We start from the raw sequence: 21,054 nt of genomic DNA on the forward strand, positions 1-21,054 counted from the left end.
TAATTATAACATAAAAGTTGCATATGTTAGAAGCTTTTTTAATCTAATCTATTTAAATTTCAAAAATACATTTGAGGTTATAGAGTGTTATAATAAATATAACACAAGGTCACAGGGCAAAGCCACCAACTTCTTTCCTTATGGGCGGGCTGCGGGGCGAAGGGGCGCTAAATCATTATTACTTTTGGAGGCAAAATATGGCTGATAAAAACAAATATCGAATCCTCGTTACTGGAGGTGCAGGTTTCATAGGTTCAAACTTAGTTGATAGATTGATGAAAGAAGGCCATTCCGTAGTTGTTATCGATAATCTTTCCACAGGAAATGTAGAATTCTTGTCACCTATGGCTCTTTTTTATCAACAAGATATTAGAGATTATAATGTTTTGGAGAAAATATTTGAAACCCACAAGTTTGATTATGTTTTTCATTTGGCGGCGCAGATCTCTGTTCCCGATTCTGTTAAAGACCCAAACTGGGACGCAGAAATCAATGTGATGGGTACTTTGAATTTATTGAAATTATCCGTTAAGTATGACATAAAAAAGTTCATATTTTCTTCTACAGGCGGGGCTATTTACGGTGATAACGCTCCTATTCCCACTTCAGAAGATTATTGTCCACATCCTATTAGTCCGTATGCCATTTCAAAACTTGCTTGCGAAAAATACATCGAATTTTATTCACTCCAATATGATCTTAATTACACTATATTGAGATATGCGAACGTATATGGTCCCAAACAAACTCCAAAAGGAGAAGCCGGGGTAGTAGCAATCTTTACACAAAATATGCTTGAAAAAAAAGAGATAGTTATTTACGGTGATGGAGAACAAGTGCGGGATTTCGTACATGTTTTTGATGTCGTTGAAGCCAATTTTTTATCAATAAATAAAGCTGATAAAGAGACGATAAATATCTCAACCAATAAGAAGACAACTGTAAACGAACTTTTTGAAGTGATGAAAAGGAAAACAGGGTATGAGAATGCCCCAGTTTATAAGCCAGAAAGAGATGGGGATGTGAAGATAAGCTTACTTTCGAATGCGAAGGCAAAAAGTATTTTAGGATGGGAGCCTAATTACGATTTAGAAAAAGGGGTGGAAAACACTATTGAGTGGTACACAACCTCTTTATGAGATAATTAGACCGAAAAAGGTTGATGAGGTATTGGGTAACGAAAAGTTGAAAGAAATTCTTAAAACCTGGATAAAAAATAAAAAGGTTAGATCTTTCATTATATATGGGGAACCTGGAAGTGGTAAGTCTACGATTGTAAGGGCTTTAATAAACGAAATAAAAGATTATTACGATGTTTTTTCTATTTCAGGGGCAATAGAAGGAAAGAAAAAAATAAAGGATATAATAGAGCAAAAAAATAATCTTTTTACAAAACCCAAATTATTATTTGTCGACGAAATACATCGATTGAATAAAGCCGAGCAAGATACCTTACTTTTAAGTGTTGAAACGGGAGAATTAACTCTCATAGGGGCGACAACAGAAAATCCAGCTATTAGTGTCAACCCTGCTTTGTTATCAAGAGTATTGGTTTTTAAAACTAAAGAACTGATTACTGACGATTATGAAAAATTATTCCAACAAATAGAAGATTACTACAAAGATTTAAAAATTACAAAAGAAGCACGCAAAGCACTCATAGAATATGCTGGAAATGACATCCGAAGGATAATGAATCTAATAGAGACTGCAAATGAAGCTGGGATAAATTCAATTGATTTGGAATTTCTGAAAGATTTTACCGGATATCGGCTAACTTACGATAAAAACGCAAAATACAGCTTCATTTCTGCATATATAAAAAGTATGAGGGGTAGCGATGTGGATGCGGCTTTGTTATACCTTGCTTATATGCTTGAAAGCGGTGAGGACCCGATGTATATAGCAAGAAGGATGGTTATTTTATCTGCCGAGGATGTTGGTTTGGCTGATCCTAACGCCTTAAATATAGCTGTATCAGCTATGATAGCTACTGAACATGTTGGTTACCCCGAATGTTACCTTCCGTTATCTGAAGCTACAATGTATCTGTGTTCATCGCCAAAATCCAATTCAGCATACCTAGCCTACGCTAAAGCCAAAGAGTTTATAAGCCAAAATAATTTCGAGATTCCCCCTAAATTGATAAATCCTTTGAATAAAAGAATGGAAAAACAAGGCTTTGGAGAAGGGTACAAGTATCCTCACGATTACGGAGGTTTCGTTAGAGAAAGTTACATGCCAGAAGGTTTTGAAAGTACCCAATTTTTCACGCCAAAGGAAATCGGTATTGAAAAACGCATAAAAGAACGATTAAAAGATCTCTGGAAAGATAAGAAGAATTATTGAACAACGAGTCATGAAACTTTTTGCACAAAAATTTAGATAAGTTAGCATTATTGAAATTTTTTTCATTATTCGGGAATAATCTGCAATAAATCCTGTAGACTATTGTTAATTAGTTTTTTTCTACTTGACAATCAAGGTTAATATTTATTATAATATGAAATAGAATTAAAGATTAATTATGCTATGAGGTGAATATATTGAATGATATCATCTTAGACGTTAGAAACATGAGTACTCACTTTCCCGTAGCTGAAGGAACGGTTAAAGCTGTTAATCAACTTTCTTTCACTTTGAGTAAAAATGAAACTTTAGGAATCGTTGGTGAAACAGGATCGGGAAAAAGTGTAGCCATGAAGTCTGTAATGGGGATGATTAAAAGCCCTGGTTATATTACCAAAGAGAGTCAAATATTATTTAAAACAAACGAATTCAGTAAAGACGGTAAGGAAGAGTTCGTTGATCTGGCAAAATTAAAACAGAAAGATTTTACAAGGATAAGAGGAAAACATATTGGGATGGTCTTTCAGGACCCAATGTCTTCTTTGAACCCAATGTTTACAATAGCTGATCAAATGATTGAAACTATTGTTTTTCACCAAAATGTGTCCATAGAAGAAGCAAGGGAAAGGGCTATAAAACTTTTAGATGATGTAGGGATTGCCAATCCAGCTGAAAGGATCGATGACTTTCCCTTCCAGTTTTCAGGTGGTCAAAGGCAAAGGGTAGTAATAGCGATAGGGCTTTCTTGCAATCCAGAAATTTTAATCGCCGATGAACCTACCACCGCTTTGGATGTTACTATTCAAGCCCAAATTTTAGAGTTGATGAAAGATTTGCAAAAAGAGTATGATATGGGAATGATATACATAACTCATGACCTCTCTGTAATAGCTGAAGTTGCCGATAAGGTTATTGTAATGTATGGTGGAACACAGATGGAAATGACAGATATTTATACACTTTTTGAAAAACCTAGGCATCCATATACCCATGCTCTGCTTTCCTGTATACCCAGGCACGATATAAAGGTAGATCTATTAAACCCTATAAAAGGTCAACCTCCTGTTATGCTGGATCCTCCACCATTGTGTCCTTTTTTGCCAAGATGTCCATATGCCACTGATAAGTGTAGGAAAGAATGGCCCGAGTTAACAGAAGTTGAAGAAAATCATTACATAAGATGTTTCAATCCTATATCTGATACTACTCCTGTTCATTATGACGATGTGATAGATAAGAAGGAGGCTCTTTGATGCTTTTAAAAATCCGTAATCTGAAAAAGTATTTTCCAATTAAACAGGGGTTTTTGATAGATAGAACGGTCGGGTACATTAAAGCAGTGGATGGGGTCAATTTGGACTTAGATATAAATGAGACTTATGGATTGGTTGGAGAGTCAGGTTGTGGAAAGACCACGATTGGTAAAACGATTTTGAGATTGGAAGATCCTACTTCGGGGAAGATTTTTTTAAACGGAGAAGAAACTTCTCATTATTTTATGAATAAAAGAGCTGGAGCAAAGTATTTGGAAAGGGAATACATCGAATACGCTCATGAACTAGAAAAAGAGTTAGGGAGCAAAGAGAAGGTTCTTGAAAGTCTTGAAGAAGAAGAGAGAAAGTATATACAATATTACTATGATAATGGAAAAGAAAAATTTTTGGATTATATGTTTAAAGATATAGATAGAAAAAGAGCAGATTTCAGAAGAAATGTTCAAATAGTGTTTCAGGATCCTACATCTTCTTTGAATCCAAGAATGACTGTAGGACAGACGTTAATTGAACCACTGTTGTTTCACAAGATGGCAAAAAATAAAATAGAGGCAAAAAATATCGCCCTTGATATGTTGAAAAAAGTTGGTTTGAAACCTTACCATGCTGACAGATATCCTCATCAATTTTCTGGTGGGCAAAGACAGAGGATTGCCGTAGCACGTGCGATTATTTTAGACCCAAAGTTGATTATCTTGGATGAACCTACTTCTGCGTTAGATGTTTCAGTACAGGCACAGATAATAAATCTTTTAAAGACTTTACAGAGTGAGTTCAACGTTGGATATCTCTTTATTTCTCATGATTTAGGGGTTGTTAGGTTCATTTCAAACCATGTTGGGGTAATGTACCTTGGAAGATTAGTTGAGTTTGGAGACGGTTCAGAAATATTTGATAGAACCTTACATCCATATTCACAAGCTTTGCTAAATGCCGCTCCTCTTCCAGATCCAAGAAAACGAAGAGATAGAAAAAAGTTTTTGGTTAAAGGTCAAGTACCAAGTCCAGTTAATAGGCCTAAGGGATGCTTTTTCAACCCAAGATGTCCCTACGCTATGGATATATGTAAAAAAGATTACCCTGAATACTATAAAATAAACGAAAACCATTATGTTGCTTGTTTCTTATACAAAGAGGATAGAGATAGAGGTTTATCACAAGAAAAAGAGGGTAAGTTGGTAAAATAACTTAAAGGAGGGATTCACATGAGAAAGTTGTTGGTACTTTTAGTAGTAGCTTTAAGCGCTTTGACGATTTTTGCGCAAGAAGCTTACAACCCCGAGTGGCTTATCGCCGATGTAGAAGGTGGTCAAAAGGGTGGAACCTTATACCTTGCAACAACTTCTGGCCCAAAAACTCTAAATACTTACTGGGCTCAAGAGACATCATCTTCTATCATCATCAATCAAGGTGGTGTATCGTTACTCAGCAGAGATTTTTATGGCCAACCAACACAACCATCGCTTGCAAAGGATTGGGGTGTTGAGCGTACAGCAGATGGAGGCACACTTTACTGGTTTGAGATGAGAGAAGGGGTTAAATGGTCCGATGGTCACCCACTAACCGTCGACGATGTAGTATTCACATGGGAGAAGATAATAGTCCCAGATTTAACCGCAGATGGTAACGATGTTTATATGGACGCTGAAGGTAATCTTCCAGAATTGACTGTCGAAGGTAATAGAATAATGTTCAAATATCCTACAGTATTCAGATTTGGGCTTGAAACCGTCGGTGGATTCGCCATAATGCCGAAACACGCTTTAGAGGATAAAGTAACGGATGCAGAAACCTTCCAGTCCACTTGGACGGTAGAACAAGTTGATCAAATAGTAGTTGGTGGACCTTTTAAAGTTACAGAGTACACTGAAGGAGTCAGGGTAGTTTTGGAAAGAAACCCATACTACTTTGAAAAGTCAAAAGACGGGGTCCAACTTCCTTACTTAGATAGAATTGTCTTCGAAATAGTGACAGATACTAATGTTGAAAGATTAAGATTCGAGGCAGGAGAAACAGATATGCATGGCCCTGCAGCTAAAGATTTCCCAGCTTTGAGAGCTCAAGCCGAGGAAAAAGGTTGGAATGTAATAGTAGGTCCAGCAACCGCCGGGTCAAACTTTATAGCTTTCAATTTCAACGCAGCCGATCCTGTTCATAGGGCATGGTTCAGAAACGATAATTTCAGAAAAGCTGTAGCATATGCCTTTGATAAACAAACTATCATAGACACGCTGTACAACGGTTTAGCCGTACCTTGTTATGGTCCAAGAACTAATTCTTCAGCTTTCTACAATCCTGAAATTGAGGAGTTAGGATTCAGATATTCTCTTGTTACAGCACAGAGACTGTTAAGAGAAGCAGGTTTTAGTTGGAATGAGAAAGGCGAGTTAGTCGATTGGGATGGAAATGTTGTTGAGTTTGAATTGAACACCAATGGTGAAAACGTGATGAGGAATGAAATTTCTGTTATTTTAGTGGATGCCCTAGGGAAACTTGGAATCAAAGTTAATTACAGGCCAATGCAATTCAACGCAGTGGTTCAAAAAATGTACTCAGCTAACTGGGATGCAATTATCATTGGATTAGTTGGGGGAGACGATCCTGGATGGGGTACAAACGTTTGGTTGTTAGATGGTGGGTTACATTTCTGGAACTGGTCTCCTGAAGTTATGGAATGGGTTGATCCAGATGAATATTGGGCACACCCTGCTGAGCAAAGAATTGATGAGATTATGAGAGTTCAGCGTTCGATTTTAGATAAAGATGAGCTCCAAGAGCTTTGGGACGAATGGCAAATGTTGGTTGCGGAAAATCAGATCTTAGTTTACACAATTTCACAGAATTACTTGAACATGCATAAAAATACTTTACATTTGTATCCTGTAGAAAAATATGGAACGATCAACCCTTACGGTTATTCCTACTCACCAGGTTTGTGGAAAATTGAGTACGCCTGGAAAGAACAGTAATTGTTAGGTTTATTAAAAAAGGGCGGAAGGGAAACCTTCTGCCTTTTTAAAATCATAGTAGGGAGGCTTCGTGATCTTGCTCAAATATATAATTAGAAGGCTTATTCTTGCTATACCTGTGTTGTTAGGAGTATCGGTTATCTCGTTTTTTGTAATGCAGTTGGCACCTGGTGACTTTTTGGATACATATAGAATAAACCCCAATATCAGTCGCGAACAGATTCAAGAATTAGAAAGATTGTATGGATTGGATAAAAATCCTGTAACCCAGTATTTCTTGTGGTTAGGAAACATTATGAAGGGAGATTGGGGTTACTCTTTTGTTTATAAAATAGATGTTTGGCAAGTGATGCTGAGAAGACTTGAAGCCACACTTTTATTGGGAGTGACAACTTTTATATTTACCTGGGGGATTGGTATACCTTTAGGAATAACAGCAGCGCTTCACCAATACAAATTTACTGACCAAGCTCTTTCAACTCTTGGGTTGATAGGTCTTTCAATTCCGAACTTCTTTTTTGCGTTATTATGGTTAATGTGGTCTGCAAATACTGGAATATTTCCCATCGGGGGGATGCTATCACGCGAATTTGCTAATCTTCCCTGGTATAAACAGATAGGTGATTTCTTCTGGCATGTGGCTGGTCCTGTAGTTACATTGGGGACAGCATCTCTTGCTGGAACTATGCGTGTTATGAGAGGACAGATCTTAGATGAGATGAACCAAGATTATGCAGAGTTTGCAAGAGCAAAGGGAATGCCTTCAGACGTTGTCATATACAAGCATACGTTGAGAAACGCTATAAACCCTGTAATTACCTCATTGGGATTCAGTTTATCTTCGATATTGGGTGGTGCGTTGATAACGGAATATGTGTTTTCATGGCCAGGTTTAGGAACTTTGATGAGAGATGCGATCTTCCAGCAAGATATTTATTTAGTAATGGCTAATTTGTTTTTGCAAGGTATTCTATTAATTACTGGTAATTTGATCGCTGATATCTTACTTGCTGCATCTGATCCTCGTGTCAGATTAAGAATGAGTGCTTAAATTGGAGGGATTTTTAAGTGAGAAAAAAGCAGAAGGACAATTTGAAGAACACACCCCAAAACACACAAAACGATGAAGAACTTTTTGAGCGAGAATTCATGTCAACCCCTGCACTTATTTGGAGGGCATTAAGAAGGCACAAATTGGGAATGATATCACTTGTTGTGTTGATCATTTTATATTTACTTGCTATATTTGCAGATTTCGTCTCTCCAATGAATCCATTTAATAACCATATTCAGTATAGATTTGCTCCTCCGTCTACGATTTATAGAAAGGATTTATTCACAGGAGATAGAGTTGGACCTCACACTTATCTGTATATGAGTGAAAGAGATCCAATAACATACCAGAGTGATTATGTAGAAGCAACCCATTTGGATGTAATTAGGGCAAGGGATCCCGAAACAGGTGATTTAATAACCTTTGAATTAGGTGCATACAATCCAACCTACAATGCAACAGTTTCAGACATTACATATACCTTTAAGAATACTATCATGGCTAAAACTGCAGATGGGGAGTACATTGAATTATCAACCAATCGTAAATACGATCAGACCCTGATACCTTTATCTTATTTTACAAAAGAAGAAAACTTAAATGGTCCAGCTTCATATGAAGATGGTCTTTATGACGTTAATTTTTCAAAGCTTTTGATGGGAGAAGATATTGTTGTCAAAGAAGATAACAGAAGTATGGCAATTAATACTTACAAAAGTGATTATAGATACGCTCCTAAAATAATGAATCAAGAAATTATCAGCATAGATACTTTTGCTACTTTGGAAGAAATATATGTTTATTTTGACTTTTTACCAGTTGTATTAACCCCTTCAGATTTACAAGCGGTTAATTTAAAGAATTATCCTATTGAATTTTTCATTCATTCTTGGGATTACAAGCTTTTAGGCCTTTTCCCTAGCAATTTACATTTATTTGGAGTCGAAAAACCAAAATTACCTTCATTATCTGATTATTTTTCAAACGATGGGATACTGTATGTATGGGGATCAGACCAATATGGAAGGGATATTTTCAGTAGGATATTCTTTGCTTCCCGAATTTCCCTTTCTATAGGGTTGATTGGAATATTATTAACTTTTACAATAGGTATTTTTTTAGGCGGTTTGGCTGGATATTTTGGAGGATGGGTAGACGAAGTGACTATGAGGTTTACGGAAATATTGATGTCCATTCCTAGCCTTTATTTGATATTAACTTTAAGTGCTGTTTTGCCTACAGGTATATCGCCAGAGATTAGGTATCTTCTGATAGTTGTGATTTTGTCTTTTATTGGCTGGCCCGGAATGACAAGGGTCATAAGAGGGATGACTATGGGATTGAAACAAACAGAGTTTGTTCAAGCTGCTATAGCCCTAGGATATCCTCCAAGAAAAGTGATCTGGAACCATTTGTTACCGAACACTTATACTTACGTAATCGTTTCCGCTACGTTATCTATACCGGGATATATTTTAGGTGAGGCTAGTCTCAGTTTCTTGGGTGTGGGAGTAACTGAACCTGGAGCCTCGTGGGGCTTGATGCTTTCCCAGGCTCAAGATATACAAGTTTTAACCAGTTACCCTTGGGTACTTTTACCAGGATTGTTTATCATTATAACGGTTCTTGCCTTCAATTTGTTTGGAGATGCCATAAGGGATGCATTGGATCCACGAGCTTTAGGCTTGTAATTCTATAATTAATATAAACCCCACGTATTTTGTGGGGCTTTTTATTATGGTATTTGGTTTATATTTTTGTAAAAGCCAAGAAATTTAGTGAAAATTTGAAAAAGTTATCATTAATGAAATTTTTTTCATTATTCGGGAATAATCGGCAATAAATACCTTAGATTATTGTTAATTAGTTTTTTCTAACTTGACAAACTCTGTAAACTTGACTATAATTATATATGCTAAAGAAAATATTGTTAAGTAGTAATAATATTATTTTAAGTTTTGGTTTTGTTGTTGGTAAGTTGGTTTCAATTAGGATTTTATAAATCTTAAAGGAGGGGTAATATGAGAAAAGTAGCGACTTTTTTGGTGGTTACGTTTGTTTTGATTTCTGCTTTTGCCTTAGCAGAACAGGGACCTATGCCGGATAAGGTGTATTTCGATGTGAGAATGCAACAAGACGTCGCAATACAAGATGTCGCAGCTGGAAACGTAGATGTCTTTTTATACGGTGTGGGGGCTCCAGTGATTAATTCTCTGCCCCAATAAGTGCTTGAAAACTTAGATATTTACAACATTCCATCGGGTTCTTGGTCTTTATTGCTCAATCCTATACCAAACGAACCTCCGTATACGGTGAATGTCGATGGTGTTGAGTATTTTAACCCGTTGGCGATTCAAGAAGTAAGGTTTGCTTTGAACTTCCTAATTAATCGACAGTATTTAGTCGACGAGATTCTTCAAGGTGCAGGTGGAGTAATGTATACGATGGCAACCCCCGGACAACCTGGGACCCAACCTTACATTGATATAACTGCAAATATGGGTTTTACTCCAGAAGGTAACCAAGAGCTAGCCCTTGAAATGATAGAAAACGCTATGAATGAGGCTGCCAATTTGCCTGAAAATAAGGGAAGGTTGGTAAAAGACGGTCAATGGTGGACTTTTGATGGACAACCAGTCACGTTAAAGTTCTTAATTCGTGTAGATGATCCTACAGGAAGGTTGCCCGCAGGTAGATACATAGCCGATCAAATTGAAAAAGCTGGTATAATGGTTGAAAGATTAGAAATAGATAGATATGCAGCAGTGGATATCGCTTATTACTCAAACCCTGCAGACTTACAATGGCATATGTACACAGAAGGCTGGGGTGCAGGTGCTACCAGAAAGTACTGGCACCATATTGTTGCTCAAATGTATGCACCTTGGTATGCTAATATGCCAGGAGGTCAAGAGCCAACATTTTGGAATTATGAACAAGATGAGATCGATGAACTAACTCAAAAGGTTTATTCAGGGAATTTTGCAACAGAAGAAGAGTATTGGGATATGATTCTGAGGGCAACTGAACTGGGTATAAGAGATTCCGTTAGAATATATCTGACTTATCAAGAAGACTTCTATGTTGCTAACAAAGATAGATTCAACAGGCGAATGGTATATGGGCTTGGAGATGGACTCAATCAGTGGTCCATTTTAACAGCTGATACGGTAGATCGAGTTTTGAGGGTCACTCAATTCTCTGCCCAAGGATCTTTGTTCATGGGTGCCTGGGATCCAATAGGAACAGATGGATTCAACGATATGTATTCCATAAACGTTGCATCGAACATGTACGACTACGGGATGTTTGAAAGTCCAGCTTCAGCTGATCTTACTCCTGCAAAAGTTGTTCCAAGGATGGATACGTTGGATACCAAATTTGAAATTGATGAAAACGGTGAGATGGTTGGTTTAATACCGGTCCCAGAAGATGCTCTTAGAGTTGATCCAGACAGTAAAAAATGGGTACCTGTAGGACCAGGTGTTACATCTATCAGTGTTGCTACTTACGATATAATATACGGTGTTTGGAACCATGGGATCTCTGAAAGCTTGGTGGATTATTTGTATGCTCCTGCATATGTATGGGACCTTTCGGTTGATTCTGGACAAGGCGATTCAAGGTACGATGCAACTTATTCAGCTTCAGCAATGCCTGGATTGGAAGTTGAGGTTGCAAGAAAAGTAAATGAAGACGGTTCAATAACGGTATGGTTTGATTACAACTTCCCAGTTGATGATATGTACTTAGCTTCTTGGGGAGCCCCTGGCTGGTCAGTTTCAATGTCTGGGCAACCAATAGGCGTTTCATGGGAAATTGTTGAAGCTTTGACAAGATTGGTTGAACATGGAGGAGTGTCAGGAAGAGAGTATACATTCTCATCAACAGCCGCAGGCGGAAACGTCTACGAAGTGGATGTTCTTGAGCCTGTCACGGTTAGCGATATTAAAGCAGAACTACAAAAGATGATCGATGAAAGGTACGTGCCAGTCTACATTGAAGATATGACCACACCTTACGAAGCTGTTGAAAGATATCAAACGGCACTTGATTTTGTTAATGAATACAACCATGCTTATATAGGTAACGGTCCTTTCAAGATGACCCAATATGATCCAACTGCACGTTTTGTTGAATTAACTGCTGTTAGAGATGAGAGGTACCCATTCGAACGTGGATACTGGAATGAGTACTTTGAAACCGTCAGACTTAATGTTGATAGTATAGAGCTTGCTTTTGCTGCTATAAGAGGGTTAGACCTGCCGGTTACGATCTATGTATCTGAAGTTCTTTACCCATACGATACATATTCCCCAGCTCCTCAAGGGGACGTGGAAGTTTCCTTGATCACACCGGAGGGTCCAAAAACTTTCAAGGCTGAAGTAGAAACAGCTGGAACATTTGTAGCAACTATACCTGGAGACGTGCTTAATACATTAGAACCTGGTACTTATGCGGTTGTAGTAACTGCAAGGTCGGAAGGAGCAATTCCATCCACTTATTCAACAACAATCGTTGTGTATTAATCTTCTAAAAAAGTCATTTTAGAGTTTAAGGGCTCCCTTATGGGAGCCTATTTTTAGAAAAGTTGAACTATATACAGAGGTGATTAACCGTATGTATTGGAGATATGCTGTTCGAAGAATATTAATGGGTGTTGTTATTTACGTTGTGGTCATTTTCATTTATTCTGCCTTGTTTAACACGGTGATGGATCAGACGTTAAATAGTCAAATAGTTGAACAAGTAAACGGTGAAATGATGAAAATGTCACAGGTTGGAACAGATCCTGAATATTTGGTAGAATACAGAGAGAGGCGAATCAGTGAGCTTCGTCAATTGTATCACTTAGATGATCCCATACTTTCCAGGATTTTTTGGAGAGCTATCGATACGTTAACATTCAATTATGGGAACTCAACTGTAATGAGATCTTTTGAAGGTGAAACAGACGTTATTAAAATAGTTCTAGAAAGAATTCCCAACACCTTGATGTTGTTTACTACTGCGATAATTATCGATATTTTTATAGGTGTATGGTTGGGTATAAGAAAAGCTCAGAAAGCTGGAAAGTTAATGGATAAGACTACTTCTATAATCACCATGGGGGTGTACGGTCTGCCATCTTGGTGGTTTGGAATGGTTATGATTATGTTGTTTGCGTTTGCAATACCTATTTTCCCATCAGGAGGTATGAACAGTGTCCCTCCTCCAACAACCTTTTTTGGAAGATTCCTTGATACTTTATACCATATGGCTTTACCTGTAATTACTTTAGTGTTCATAGGTTTTTGGGGAAGGGCTTATTTAACAAGGAATATAGTTTTAGGAAATCTTCAAGAAGATTTCATAATGTCCGCAAGGGCAAGAGGGATTCCTGAAAGGTCTGTTTTATATGGTCATGCTCTAAGAACCTCTGCTCCTCCTATTTTAACAATGTCGCTTTTATCGTTGTTAGCTTCTTTTTCTGGTGCGTTGGTGTTTGAAGGTATATTTAGTTGGCCTGGAATGGGTAACCTTTATTGGGCAGCGGTTCAGATGAACGATATCCCTGTTCTTTTGGGTAACCTTTCCATAACAACACTTATATACATTTCTGGTATCGTAGTTTTGGATTTGATATACGGCTTTTTAGACCCTAGAATAAAAGTTGGTGGGAAAGCGTGAATAAAACAAATCGTGTTGCCAAGCAATTAAAAGATTTTTGGGATGAGTTTAAGCAAGTTAAATTTGGTATAGCTGGTATAATTCTTTTAATCCTTTTTGTAATTTTAGTGGTTTTTGAACAATTTTTAATCCCATTTCCTGAAGCTTCTACAAGGTGGAGGGATATTACCTATTGGGAAGATAACCCTCGAAGCGTTCCCCCTGTTTGGATAAATTGGTTTTCTCAAAAAGATTACACACCGACTGAATATATTGAAGATTTAGAATATACTGAACAGAACATTTCAGGTCCAATAACTATGTTAAGTTCAGTTATAGAGTATGAGTACGGTTATGACGTTCCACCCGTTGATCTAATATATAGAGGGACCTTTAAAGGTAACTTTAGTATGAATATTGTTTTGGAACGTCCTGATGGTAATAAAATCAACTTGGTAAACAAAAGTTTTAGTTCGAACACTGAAAAAGACTTCAGAATATCAATTATTAATGAAGCAAATAACAATGTTCAAAGCTTTGCAAGGAGATATGTGCAAAATTTACCGCCAAGAGTTGATGTAAATACCGTGCTTTTTTCACAAGCCAACGATGAGCTTTTTTCAAATCCAACTCCATTAAATGGAACTTACAAGCTAAATATTAATCTAATAAAAATGACCGAGGACACTGCTATACAAGATACAAGGTTAGTTGTTTCTGGAAGTGTTTCTGGTTTACTAGGTACGGATAACTCTAAAAGAGATGTATGGAGTGGATTGGTAGCAGGCATTAAATGGGCTTTGTTCATAGGGCTTATGACATCTGCTATTTCGGTATCGGTAGGCGTGGTTTATGGAGTTGTTTCTGCGTATTATGGCGGTATAGTCGATTCTATAATGCAAAGAATCTGGGAAATTTTTATCAACATACCACTTCTTCCTGTTTTAATTGTTTTATCAGCAATATTTAAGCCCTCTATTTGGAGCCTTATTCTTATGATGAGTTTGTTTTTTTGGGTAGGCCCTGTTAAAACAGTAAGAAGTATGGCTTTGCAAATAAAAGAGGAAACCTATGTTGAAGCTGCAAAAGCTTTAGGTGCTTCGCATAGAAGAATAATTTTCAGACATATGGTTCCGATCTTGATTCCATACGCCTTTGCAAGTATGGCACTTAATGTTCCGAGCGCCATTCTTTACGAGGCAACCGTTAGTTTGCTTGGTTTAGGAGATGCCACCATAGTCACCTGGGGGCAAATTCTCCACGATGCCATGAACGGAGGAGCCGTAACAAACGGTCTTTGGTGGTGGGTTGTACCTCCTGGAATTGCTATTGCTTTAGTAGGTATGACTTTTGCCTTTTTAGGTTTTGCAATGGACACCATCTTAAATCCAAAATTGAGAACGAGGTAGATATGAATGAATGAGATTTTAAATGTTAAAAATTTAAAAGTGTATTATTATACAAGAAAAGGTGTTGTAAAAGGATTGGACGATGTGAGTTTTTCCCTGAGAGAAGGGGAAACCTTAGGGCTTGTTGGAGAGTCTGGATGTGGTAAAACAACGTTGGGCATGGGTCTTTTGAGAATGCCAAGTCCTCCAGGCAAAATCGTAAGTGGAGAGATTAATATAGATGGTGAAAATATAGTCCCTTTAAAAGAATCTGTTTTACGTAAGAGAGTCAGATGGGAAAAGATTTCCATGGTTTTTCAGGGAGCTATGAATAGTTTGACGCCAGTTTACACCATTAAAAAACAGATGATGGAAACGCTTCAAACTCATAGGGAAATGGAAGAAGAAAAGGCTATGGCTATAATTAAAAAATATTTAAATCAAGTGGGGTTATCAGAGGATATTTTGAAGAGATACCCTCACGAATTATCGGGAGGGATGAAACAACGTATTGTAATCGCCACAGCGTTGTTTTTAGAGCCCAAAGTGATTATTGCCGATGAACCTACTACAGCCTTAGATGTTGTCGTTCAAGCTCAAATAATAAATCTTCTGAAAAGGTTAAAAAAGGATCTTAATTTGTCTTTTATCTTTATAACCCATGATTTAGCTACCGAGGCAGAAGTAGCAGACAGGATAATGGTGATGTATGCAGGTAAGATAGCTGAAATAGGAGAGAATCATCATATTTATGGCCCTCAGGGACCGGCACATCCATATACAAAAGGTTTGCTGGGAGCTACACCTCTTTTACATAAAAAAGTTGAAGAACTAGCTTTTATACCAGGTGTACCACCTGATTTACTCAATCCACCCAGTGGCTGTCGATTCCATGAGCGTTGTCCGGTTGCTTTCGATAGATGCAAAGTAGAAGAACCACCTTTGAAGGAAATTGAACCCGGTCATTTTGCAGCTTGTTGGAGGTGTTTTGATGAATGATGAAATTATAATGACTGTAAAAAATTTGAAAAAATGGTTTCCCTTGCGAAGAACCATTTCAGAAATATTTCAAGGCAAACGAAGATGGGTTAGAGCGGTGGATAATGTAAGTTTTGATATAAGAAAGGGAGAGATATTTGGCTTAATTGGAGAATCTGGTTGCGGAAAATCTACTACAGGTAGATTATTGATGAAATTAGAAGAACCCACAGAGGGCCAAATAATATTTAAGGGTGAAGATGTTACTTTTTTGTCTTCCACTGAGGAAATTAAGAAGTATAAAGAAGATGTACAAATGATTTTTCAGGACCCTTACTCTTCGATGAATCCAAGGTTTAGAGTTAGAGATGTTTTGGCAGAACCTTTGATCATTCATAACAAAACCAAAGATCCTAATGAAATTGAAGAGATAGCAAAGAATGTTCTAAATGAAGTTAAATTGACGCCTCCTGAAGAGTTTATGGATAGATATCCTCACATGCTCAGCGGAGGGCAAAGGCAAAGAGTTGCAACGGCAAGGACCTTAGTTCTTTCTCCGGATTTCATAATAGCGGATGAACCCGTTTCTATGATCGATTTATCAACTAGGGCAGAAATTCTCCACATGATGAAAGATGTTCAGCAAGATTTAGGGCTTACGTATCTATACATAACTCATGACTTATCAACCGCGAGATATTTTTGCGACAGGATTGCTGTTATGTATCTTGGAAGAATAGTTGAGTTAGGCGATGCTGACGAAATAATTGAAAGACCTCTACATCCATACACCAAAGCTTTGATAGAAGCAGTACCAGAACCTTTACCTGGAAAAGAAAACGTAATAAAAGAATTACCAATAAAAGGAGAGATCCCATCTGCAGCAAATATACCAAAAGGATGTAGATTCCATCCAAGGTGTATTTATGCACAGCCTGAATGTTTTGAGAATGTGGATGATCCAGAGTTGGTAGAAGATTCAAACGGTCACTACGTTGCCTGTTACAGGTACAAAGAGATAGATCAGGAAGTAGAAAAGGTTTGAAAAATCCCCACAAATGTGGGGTTTTTTAATTTTGATGAAAATAAATAGATATTAAGGTGGTTACGTCGATGTATTGGAGATATGCTTTTAAAAGGGTGTTAATGGGTGTTATGATTTATTTTGTTATTATTTTTGTGTATGCTGTACTTTTCAACGTCATGTTTAAACTTCACTATAGCTACCTTTTGGAAGGACCAATATTACCCGAGATTTTCTCTGATTGGTTCGATACGATCACTTTTAATTATGGTCAATCTATGTATATAAGATCTTTTAAAGGAGAAACTGACGTCATTAAAATTATCTTAGAAAGAGTACCTAATACCATGCTTCTTTTTACTATGGCTATTATCATAGATATTTTCTTGGGGGTGTATTTGGGCATAAAAAAGGCTCAAAAAGCAGGGGGATTCATGGACAAAACAACCTCCATACTTACCATGATTTTTTACGGCCTTCCAACATGGTGGGTTGGACTGGTAATGATCATGTTTTTTTCTTTCAAAATGCCTTTATTTCCTTCTGGTGGTATATTTAGCATCCCGCCTCCTGTGGGGTTTATAAAAAGATTTGCAGATATTGTGTATCATTTAATTCTACCTTTAACTACGCTTGTTTTTTTTCGTTTTTGGGGTAGAGCATATTTATCAAGAAATATCGTGTTAGCAAATTTGCAGAATGATTTCATAATATCCGCAAGGGCTAGGGGCATTCCTGAAAGAAAAGTTTTGTTTGGGCACGCTTTAAGAGCTTCTGCTCCTCCAATCTTAACAATGTCGGTTTTATCTGTGCTCGATTCTTTTTCTGGGGCATTGATCATCGAAGGTATTTTTAATTGGCCTGGAATGGGGAACCTTTTTTGGGCTGCTATTCAACAAGATGATATTCCAGTTCTTTTGGGTAATTTGTCTTTTACAACTCTTTTATACATCTGCGGTATTGTAATTTTAGACTTAATTTACGGGGTGCTTGACCCTAGAATAAAAGTTGGCGGGAAAGAGTGAATAAAATCCCGCCAAGAGTTTAGTTTTGTCTTCCCCTATCCCCATTAGTATATGAAATGAATATCTTTTCGAAATTCACCATTTGCTTTTCTATGCTTACTATTTCTACATTACGTGATTTGAAAAAATCCATAACCTCATATAATTCTGAAGATGTTTTGAAGTCAACTGTAAGGTCGTAAACGTTACCCTCTTTTGTCAATTCTGTAATGCCAATTTTATCAAGCTCTCTCTCTAAGGTATCTTCTGATCTTACTTTTATCTTATAACCCGTTGCACTGAATACATCCATTAGCTTTTTCTTATCTTCACACACAACTATTTTCCCATTGTTTATTATTGCAACTCTATCCGCTATTTCTTCAACTAATGCCATATCATGGGTAGAAAGTAGAATACTTTTTCCTTTTTGTTTCACGTTTGTTAACAATTTTCTAAATTCTACATTAGAAATTACGTCGAGCCCAAGAGTAGGTTCATCCAATAGGAGAACATCAGTATCCGCTGCTAAACAAACAGCAAGGGCTGTTTTTTGCTGCATTCCCCTTGAAAGGGTATAAACCACTTCGTTGGCTTTTTCTTTAATTCCCAAAAAATCTAAAATATCTAAGGCTTCATTTTTCGATATCTTTTTTCCCCTGATTCCAACAAAATACTGTATATTTTCAATTGGGGTTAGCCTGTGATAAAGGTTCCTACTCCCTTCCAAAACTACACTTATCTGTTTAAGAGCTTTAGACCTCTCTGTTTTCAAATCATAATCTTTTATTTTTATCTTTCCTTCATCGAAAACAAGAAGGCCACATATACTTTTGATGGTAGTTGTTTTTCCCGCACCATTTGGGCCAAGGAGTGCGAAGATCTCTCCTTCTTTCACGTGAAATGAAATCTTATCTACCGCTGTAAGCATTTCTTTTGAAGTTCTTTGAGGGTATCTTTTTAGTAAGTCATTAACTTCAATAACGTTCATCTATTTCACCACCCTTTAATATTGTCCCAGAGTTCCTTTAACCATGGCACGTTTTTCAAAACCCCTGAATATAACTATTCCAACCAAAAGAAATAACGCTGCAGCTATCCACAAAATAACGTGGTCTTGAATCGGGAACTGATAAAACTTTGTCCCTGTAACCGCCATTCTTCTCATCATCCCCGTTGCTTTTACCATTGGCAAAAGTTCAAACCAAAGCGCATCAACTTCAAACATCAAAATTGCAAGGAAAGCAAAAGTACATATTTGAATGAATGAAGAAATCTTTTTAAATATCAAAGCCATTCCTCCCAGAATTAAACCAACACCAACGGCACTAATTGAACCAAGAATAATTAAATAGAGAAGAGTAACAAGGTCAAAATTCAAAGTTCTTCCTGTTGTAAAAGCTGCTAAATACATTAAAGGTACTATCATTAGAACGTTTATACAAAAATCACTTATCACATGAAAAATCATTTGAAACTCAAATTTTACTGGAGACATAAACAGTTGTTCCAAAGTTCCTCTTTCTGCCTCTTGAATTATCCAGTATGAAACACCTTGGAACGAAGCTAAAAACATTATCCACATGAAATAACTCACAATGATTCCATCAATGGTATCTCCAAAATCAGGCCCACTTGCTATCTTAAAGCCAAAAAATATAAGATAGAAAATGATGAAAAGTATTATGAATGAAGAAACTGTGTCAAAAAAATATCTCTTCATTTCAATAAAAGTTTTCCTGAAATTTGCAACAAAAGCATTTACCATCCTTCATCCCTCCATTTAAAAATAAAATAATAACTCACTTTTGTTTATATATTTTTTGATAATAACAAATATCTACTAATGTTTCAAGGCCATCCTTTGATTTAATCTTTGTTTAAATAGCACTTGCTAAAATTAATTTTTATACTTTTTAATTTCATTATACCCTTTCCCATATGGTTTTCAATTGTTTTTTTTATTGGCTTCAAAGATGTATTGATAAAGTATTATGGAGAGAACCTTCTGCTCTTTCTTTTTATGTTTTTGAAGGGGAAGAAAGAGAAGAGTTTGTTAAAATTAGCAACAATTTTTACAAGTTTTCCTTCTAATTTTCCTTCATTTCTCAACTTTTCAGCTATTGTCATAAATATTTCACCCCTTCCCTACTTTCGATTCGATGTAGCTTTTGTGTTCCATCAGAATGTATATGTATCTCCACGTATTATTTTATGTACATTACTACATAGGTACTTACAATTTTTTACCTTTGTTTTATTAGAATACAGTCACATTTTTAAAGCATCTATAATTTTTTTGGACCAACTTTTCAATTCTTCATTATATTTCTTGCTATACGTAATTACGGCTTCGTTGTACGTTGAATATAACTTGGTTAAATCTGACATACATTCAAGTAATCTTTCTTTTCCTTCAACCTTTTCTATTACTACAGAAACTTTCCAACCAACTGTGTACCAAGAACCTTGACCCCCATTATTTGTCATTAATTCAAAACCTTCCTTATATAATTCCTCATTATCAGGAAACTCTTCATTTAATATCTTTAACAAAAAATTCTCTATTTTAGAGAAATCTTCATTAAATCTTTTTATATTAACATCCCATATTTCTTTTAGGTCTTTGTAATACTTGTTTGGATGATTATCAGGGCCGCGAGCAGCCGCCAACATTGCAAATCCTTCGGCAAATGCAGTCGTCCATTCTATTAGCATTTGTGCTTGCTTTGATAGATATTTATATTTTTCAGGTTTATGAACGTCAGAAAAACCAATATGATGTAGTTCATGTATCAAAGTATTTTCCAATTTTTCTTTTGAGATATCCGGTGTTAAATTTAAAAACAAAACTAACGTATTTTCAATTGTATGTACGAAGCTATTATTTAAAGGTTTTATAACAGGAATAATATAGGTTTCAATTTTTGCCTCTTTCGGAAGATAATTTTTGGTATCAAGAATAATACGTTCTATATCGATTGATTTGAGTAACTTATAAGCTCTCAAGAAATTTTCGTAATCTTTCAGAGGTCTTTCAAGTATAAAACTTTCCATATCACTGGATTTGGAGATCCCCATAGATCTCAAAAAATTTTCGTATTTACTAACTTGACCCTCACCCAGCAAAAAAGACTTAAAATCACTTTCATTAGTTTCTTTTATCTTTAATTTTTCATACATATCATCATCTCTTTTTGCTAACCACTGATATCCTTTGCTTAAAAATAAATCTTCCCAATCAGATTGTGTGATAGTCTCGTTATTATGCATTTTTCCTAATATTTTCAGGACACATTCTACTTGATCGTAAATAAAATTCACACTCATAATCCACACTCCTCATATGATATTTATTGCTGACT

At 36.4% G+C, this 21,054-nt stretch carries 18 protein-coding genes; 14 read left to right on the forward strand and 4 right to left on the reverse strand.

The annotated features are described in order from the left end of the window. The first annotated feature begins 197 nt into the window (after window positions 1-197). From PMOB_RS06775 to PMOB_RS06835, 14 genes are all read left to right on the forward strand, one after another. Window positions 198-1,139, forward strand: a complete 942-nt coding sequence (locus PMOB_RS06775) for an NAD-dependent epimerase/dehydratase family protein (protein WP_012209126.1) — start codon at window positions 198-200, stop codon at window positions 1,137-1,139. After that, window positions 1,114-2,349 (forward strand): replication-associated recombination protein A, encoded by a 1,236-nt coding sequence (locus PMOB_RS06780; protein WP_012209127.1) that lies wholly within the window; start codon window positions 1,114-1,116, stop codon window positions 2,347-2,349. Before PMOB_RS06775 ends, PMOB_RS06780 begins: the two co-directional genes overlap by 26 nt. 227 nt (window positions 2,350-2,576) lie before the next feature. Next, on the forward strand, window positions 2,577-3,602 hold the full coding sequence (locus PMOB_RS06785; protein ID WP_041534368.1) for an ABC transporter ATP-binding protein: 1,026 nt from the start codon (window positions 2,577-2,579) through the stop codon (window positions 3,600-3,602). Further along, the gene (locus PMOB_RS06790; protein WP_012209129.1) at window positions 3,602-4,810 is read left to right on the forward strand and encodes an ABC transporter ATP-binding protein; all 1,209 of its coding nucleotides are present in this window, start codon (window positions 3,602-3,604) and stop codon (window positions 4,808-4,810) included. Before PMOB_RS06785 ends, PMOB_RS06790 begins: the two co-directional genes overlap by 1 nt. 18 nt (window positions 4,811-4,828) lie before the next feature. After that, window positions 4,829-6,592 (forward strand): ABC transporter substrate-binding protein, encoded by a 1,764-nt coding sequence (locus PMOB_RS06795; protein WP_012209130.1) that lies wholly within the window; start codon window positions 4,829-4,831, stop codon window positions 6,590-6,592. A gap of 76 nt (window positions 6,593-6,668) precedes the next feature. After that, window positions 6,669-7,643 carry an ABC transporter permease gene (locus PMOB_RS06800; protein ID WP_041534107.1) on the forward strand — a complete coding sequence of 325 codons (975 nt, stop codon included), beginning with the start codon at window positions 6,669-6,671 and terminating at the stop codon, window positions 7,641-7,643. A 17-nt stretch (window positions 7,644-7,660) separates the two neighbouring features. Beyond that, window positions 7,661-9,337, forward strand: a complete 1,677-nt coding sequence (locus PMOB_RS06805) for an ABC transporter permease (protein ID WP_012209132.1) — start codon at window positions 7,661-7,663, stop codon at window positions 9,335-9,337. 330 nt (window positions 9,338-9,667) lie between these two features. Beyond that, on the forward strand, window positions 9,668-9,871 hold the full coding sequence (locus PMOB_RS10855) for a hypothetical protein (protein WP_196793020.1): 204 nt from the start codon (window positions 9,668-9,670) through the stop codon (window positions 9,869-9,871). Further along, complete coding sequence (locus PMOB_RS06810) at window positions 9,872-12,175, forward strand: ABC transporter substrate-binding protein (RefSeq protein WP_196793021.1); 2,304 nt, start codon at window positions 9,872-9,874, stop codon at window positions 12,173-12,175. 91 nt (window positions 12,176-12,266) lie between these two features. After that, window positions 12,267-13,316, forward strand: coding sequence for an ABC transporter permease (locus PMOB_RS06815; protein WP_012209133.1), 1,050 nt, complete (start codon window positions 12,267-12,269; stop codon window positions 13,314-13,316). After that, window positions 13,313-14,704, forward strand: a complete 1,392-nt coding sequence (locus PMOB_RS06820; RefSeq protein WP_012209134.1) for an ABC transporter permease — start codon at window positions 13,313-13,315, stop codon at window positions 14,702-14,704. The genes PMOB_RS06815 and PMOB_RS06820 overlap by 4 nt, the downstream gene beginning before the upstream one ends. Before the next feature lie 6 nt (window positions 14,705-14,710). Further along, window positions 14,711-15,682 carry an ABC transporter ATP-binding protein gene (locus tag PMOB_RS06825; protein WP_012209135.1) on the forward strand — a complete coding sequence of 324 codons (972 nt, stop codon included), beginning with the start codon at window positions 14,711-14,713 and terminating at the stop codon, window positions 15,680-15,682. Next, window positions 15,675-16,706, forward strand: a complete 1,032-nt coding sequence (locus PMOB_RS06830; RefSeq protein WP_012209136.1) for an ABC transporter ATP-binding protein — start codon at window positions 15,675-15,677, stop codon at window positions 16,704-16,706. The genes PMOB_RS06825 and PMOB_RS06830 overlap by 8 nt, the downstream gene beginning before the upstream one ends. 68 nt (window positions 16,707-16,774) lie before the next feature. Further along, window positions 16,775-17,710 (forward strand): ABC transporter permease, encoded by a 936-nt coding sequence (locus PMOB_RS06835; RefSeq protein ID WP_012209137.1) that lies wholly within the window; start codon window positions 16,775-16,777, stop codon window positions 17,708-17,710. A gap of 19 nt (window positions 17,711-17,729) precedes the next feature. Here PMOB_RS06835 and PMOB_RS06840 read toward each other — a convergent pair whose 3' ends face one another. The 4 genes from PMOB_RS06840 to PMOB_RS06850 all read right to left on the reverse strand — a co-directional run bounded on the left by PMOB_RS06840 (window position 17,730) and on the right by PMOB_RS06850 (window position 21,019). Continuing rightward, window positions 17,730-18,680: an ABC transporter ATP-binding protein gene (locus tag PMOB_RS06840; RefSeq protein ID WP_012209138.1), complete on the reverse strand. Its 951-nt coding sequence runs from the start codon at window positions 18,678-18,680 to the stop codon at window positions 17,730-17,732. A 15-nt stretch (window positions 18,681-18,695) separates the two neighbouring features. Beyond that, a complete protein-coding gene (locus PMOB_RS06845) occupies window positions 18,696-19,457 on the reverse strand; it encodes an ABC transporter permease (RefSeq protein WP_012209139.1) in 762 nt (253 codons plus the stop codon). Between the two features lie 224 nt (window positions 19,458-19,681). Beyond that, window positions 19,682-19,819: a hypothetical protein gene (locus tag PMOB_RS10660; RefSeq protein WP_155811082.1), complete on the reverse strand. Its 138-nt coding sequence runs from the start codon at window positions 19,817-19,819 to the stop codon at window positions 19,682-19,684. A 141-nt stretch (window positions 19,820-19,960) separates the two neighbouring features. Beyond that, window positions 19,961-21,019, reverse strand: a complete 1,059-nt coding sequence (locus PMOB_RS06850) for a DUF5700 domain-containing putative Zn-dependent protease (protein WP_012209140.1) — start codon at window positions 21,017-21,019, stop codon at window positions 19,961-19,963. Window positions 21,020-21,054: the final 35 nt, after the last annotated feature.

The organism is Petrotoga mobilis SJ95, from assembly GCF_000018605.1.
GTDB classification, from domain to species: Bacteria; Thermotogota; Thermotogae; order Petrotogales; family Petrotogaceae; genus Petrotoga; species Petrotoga mobilis.

What these genes read in the sequence shown, in the direction of transcription:
- PMOB_RS06845 (WP_012209139.1), bottom strand. Translation starts at nt 19,457, where the DNA reads ATGGTAAATGCTTTTGTTGCAAATTTCAGGAAAACTTTTATTGAAATG.
- PMOB_RS10660 (WP_155811082.1), bottom strand. Translation starts at nt 19,819, where the DNA reads ATGACAATAGCTGAAAAGTTGAGAAATGAAGGAAAATTAGAAGGAAAA.
- PMOB_RS06795 (WP_012209130.1), top strand. Translation starts at nt 4,829, where the DNA reads ATGAGAAAGTTGTTGGTACTTTTAGTAGTAGCTTTAAGCGCTTTGACG.
- PMOB_RS06790 (WP_012209129.1), top strand. Translation starts at nt 3,602, where the DNA reads ATGCTTTTAAAAATCCGTAATCTGAAAAAGTATTTTCCAATTAAACAG.
- PMOB_RS06830 (WP_012209136.1), top strand. Translation starts at nt 15,675, where the DNA reads ATGAATGATGAAATTATAATGACTGTAAAAAATTTGAAAAAATGGTTT.
- PMOB_RS06840 (WP_012209138.1), bottom strand. Translation starts at nt 18,680, where the DNA reads ATGAACGTTATTGAAGTTAATGACTTACTAAAAAGATACCCTCAAAGA.
- PMOB_RS06835 (WP_012209137.1), top strand. Translation starts at nt 16,775, where the DNA reads ATGTATTGGAGATATGCTTTTAAAAGGGTGTTAATGGGTGTTATGATT.
- PMOB_RS06775 (WP_012209126.1), top strand. Translation starts at nt 198, where the DNA reads ATGGCTGATAAAAACAAATATCGAATCCTCGTTACTGGAGGTGCAGGT.
- PMOB_RS10855 (WP_196793020.1), top strand. Translation starts at nt 9,668, where the DNA reads ATGAGAAAAGTAGCGACTTTTTTGGTGGTTACGTTTGTTTTGATTTCT.
- PMOB_RS06825 (WP_012209135.1), top strand. Translation starts at nt 14,711, where the DNA reads ATGAATGAGATTTTAAATGTTAAAAATTTAAAAGTGTATTATTATACA.
- PMOB_RS06815 (WP_012209133.1), top strand. Translation starts at nt 12,267, where the DNA reads ATGTATTGGAGATATGCTGTTCGAAGAATATTAATGGGTGTTGTTATT.
- PMOB_RS06850 (WP_012209140.1), bottom strand. Translation starts at nt 21,019, where the DNA reads ATGAGTGTGAATTTTATTTACGATCAAGTAGAATGTGTCCTGAAAATA.
- PMOB_RS06785 (WP_041534368.1), top strand. Translation starts at nt 2,577, where the DNA reads ATGAGTACTCACTTTCCCGTAGCTGAAGGAACGGTTAAAGCTGTTAAT.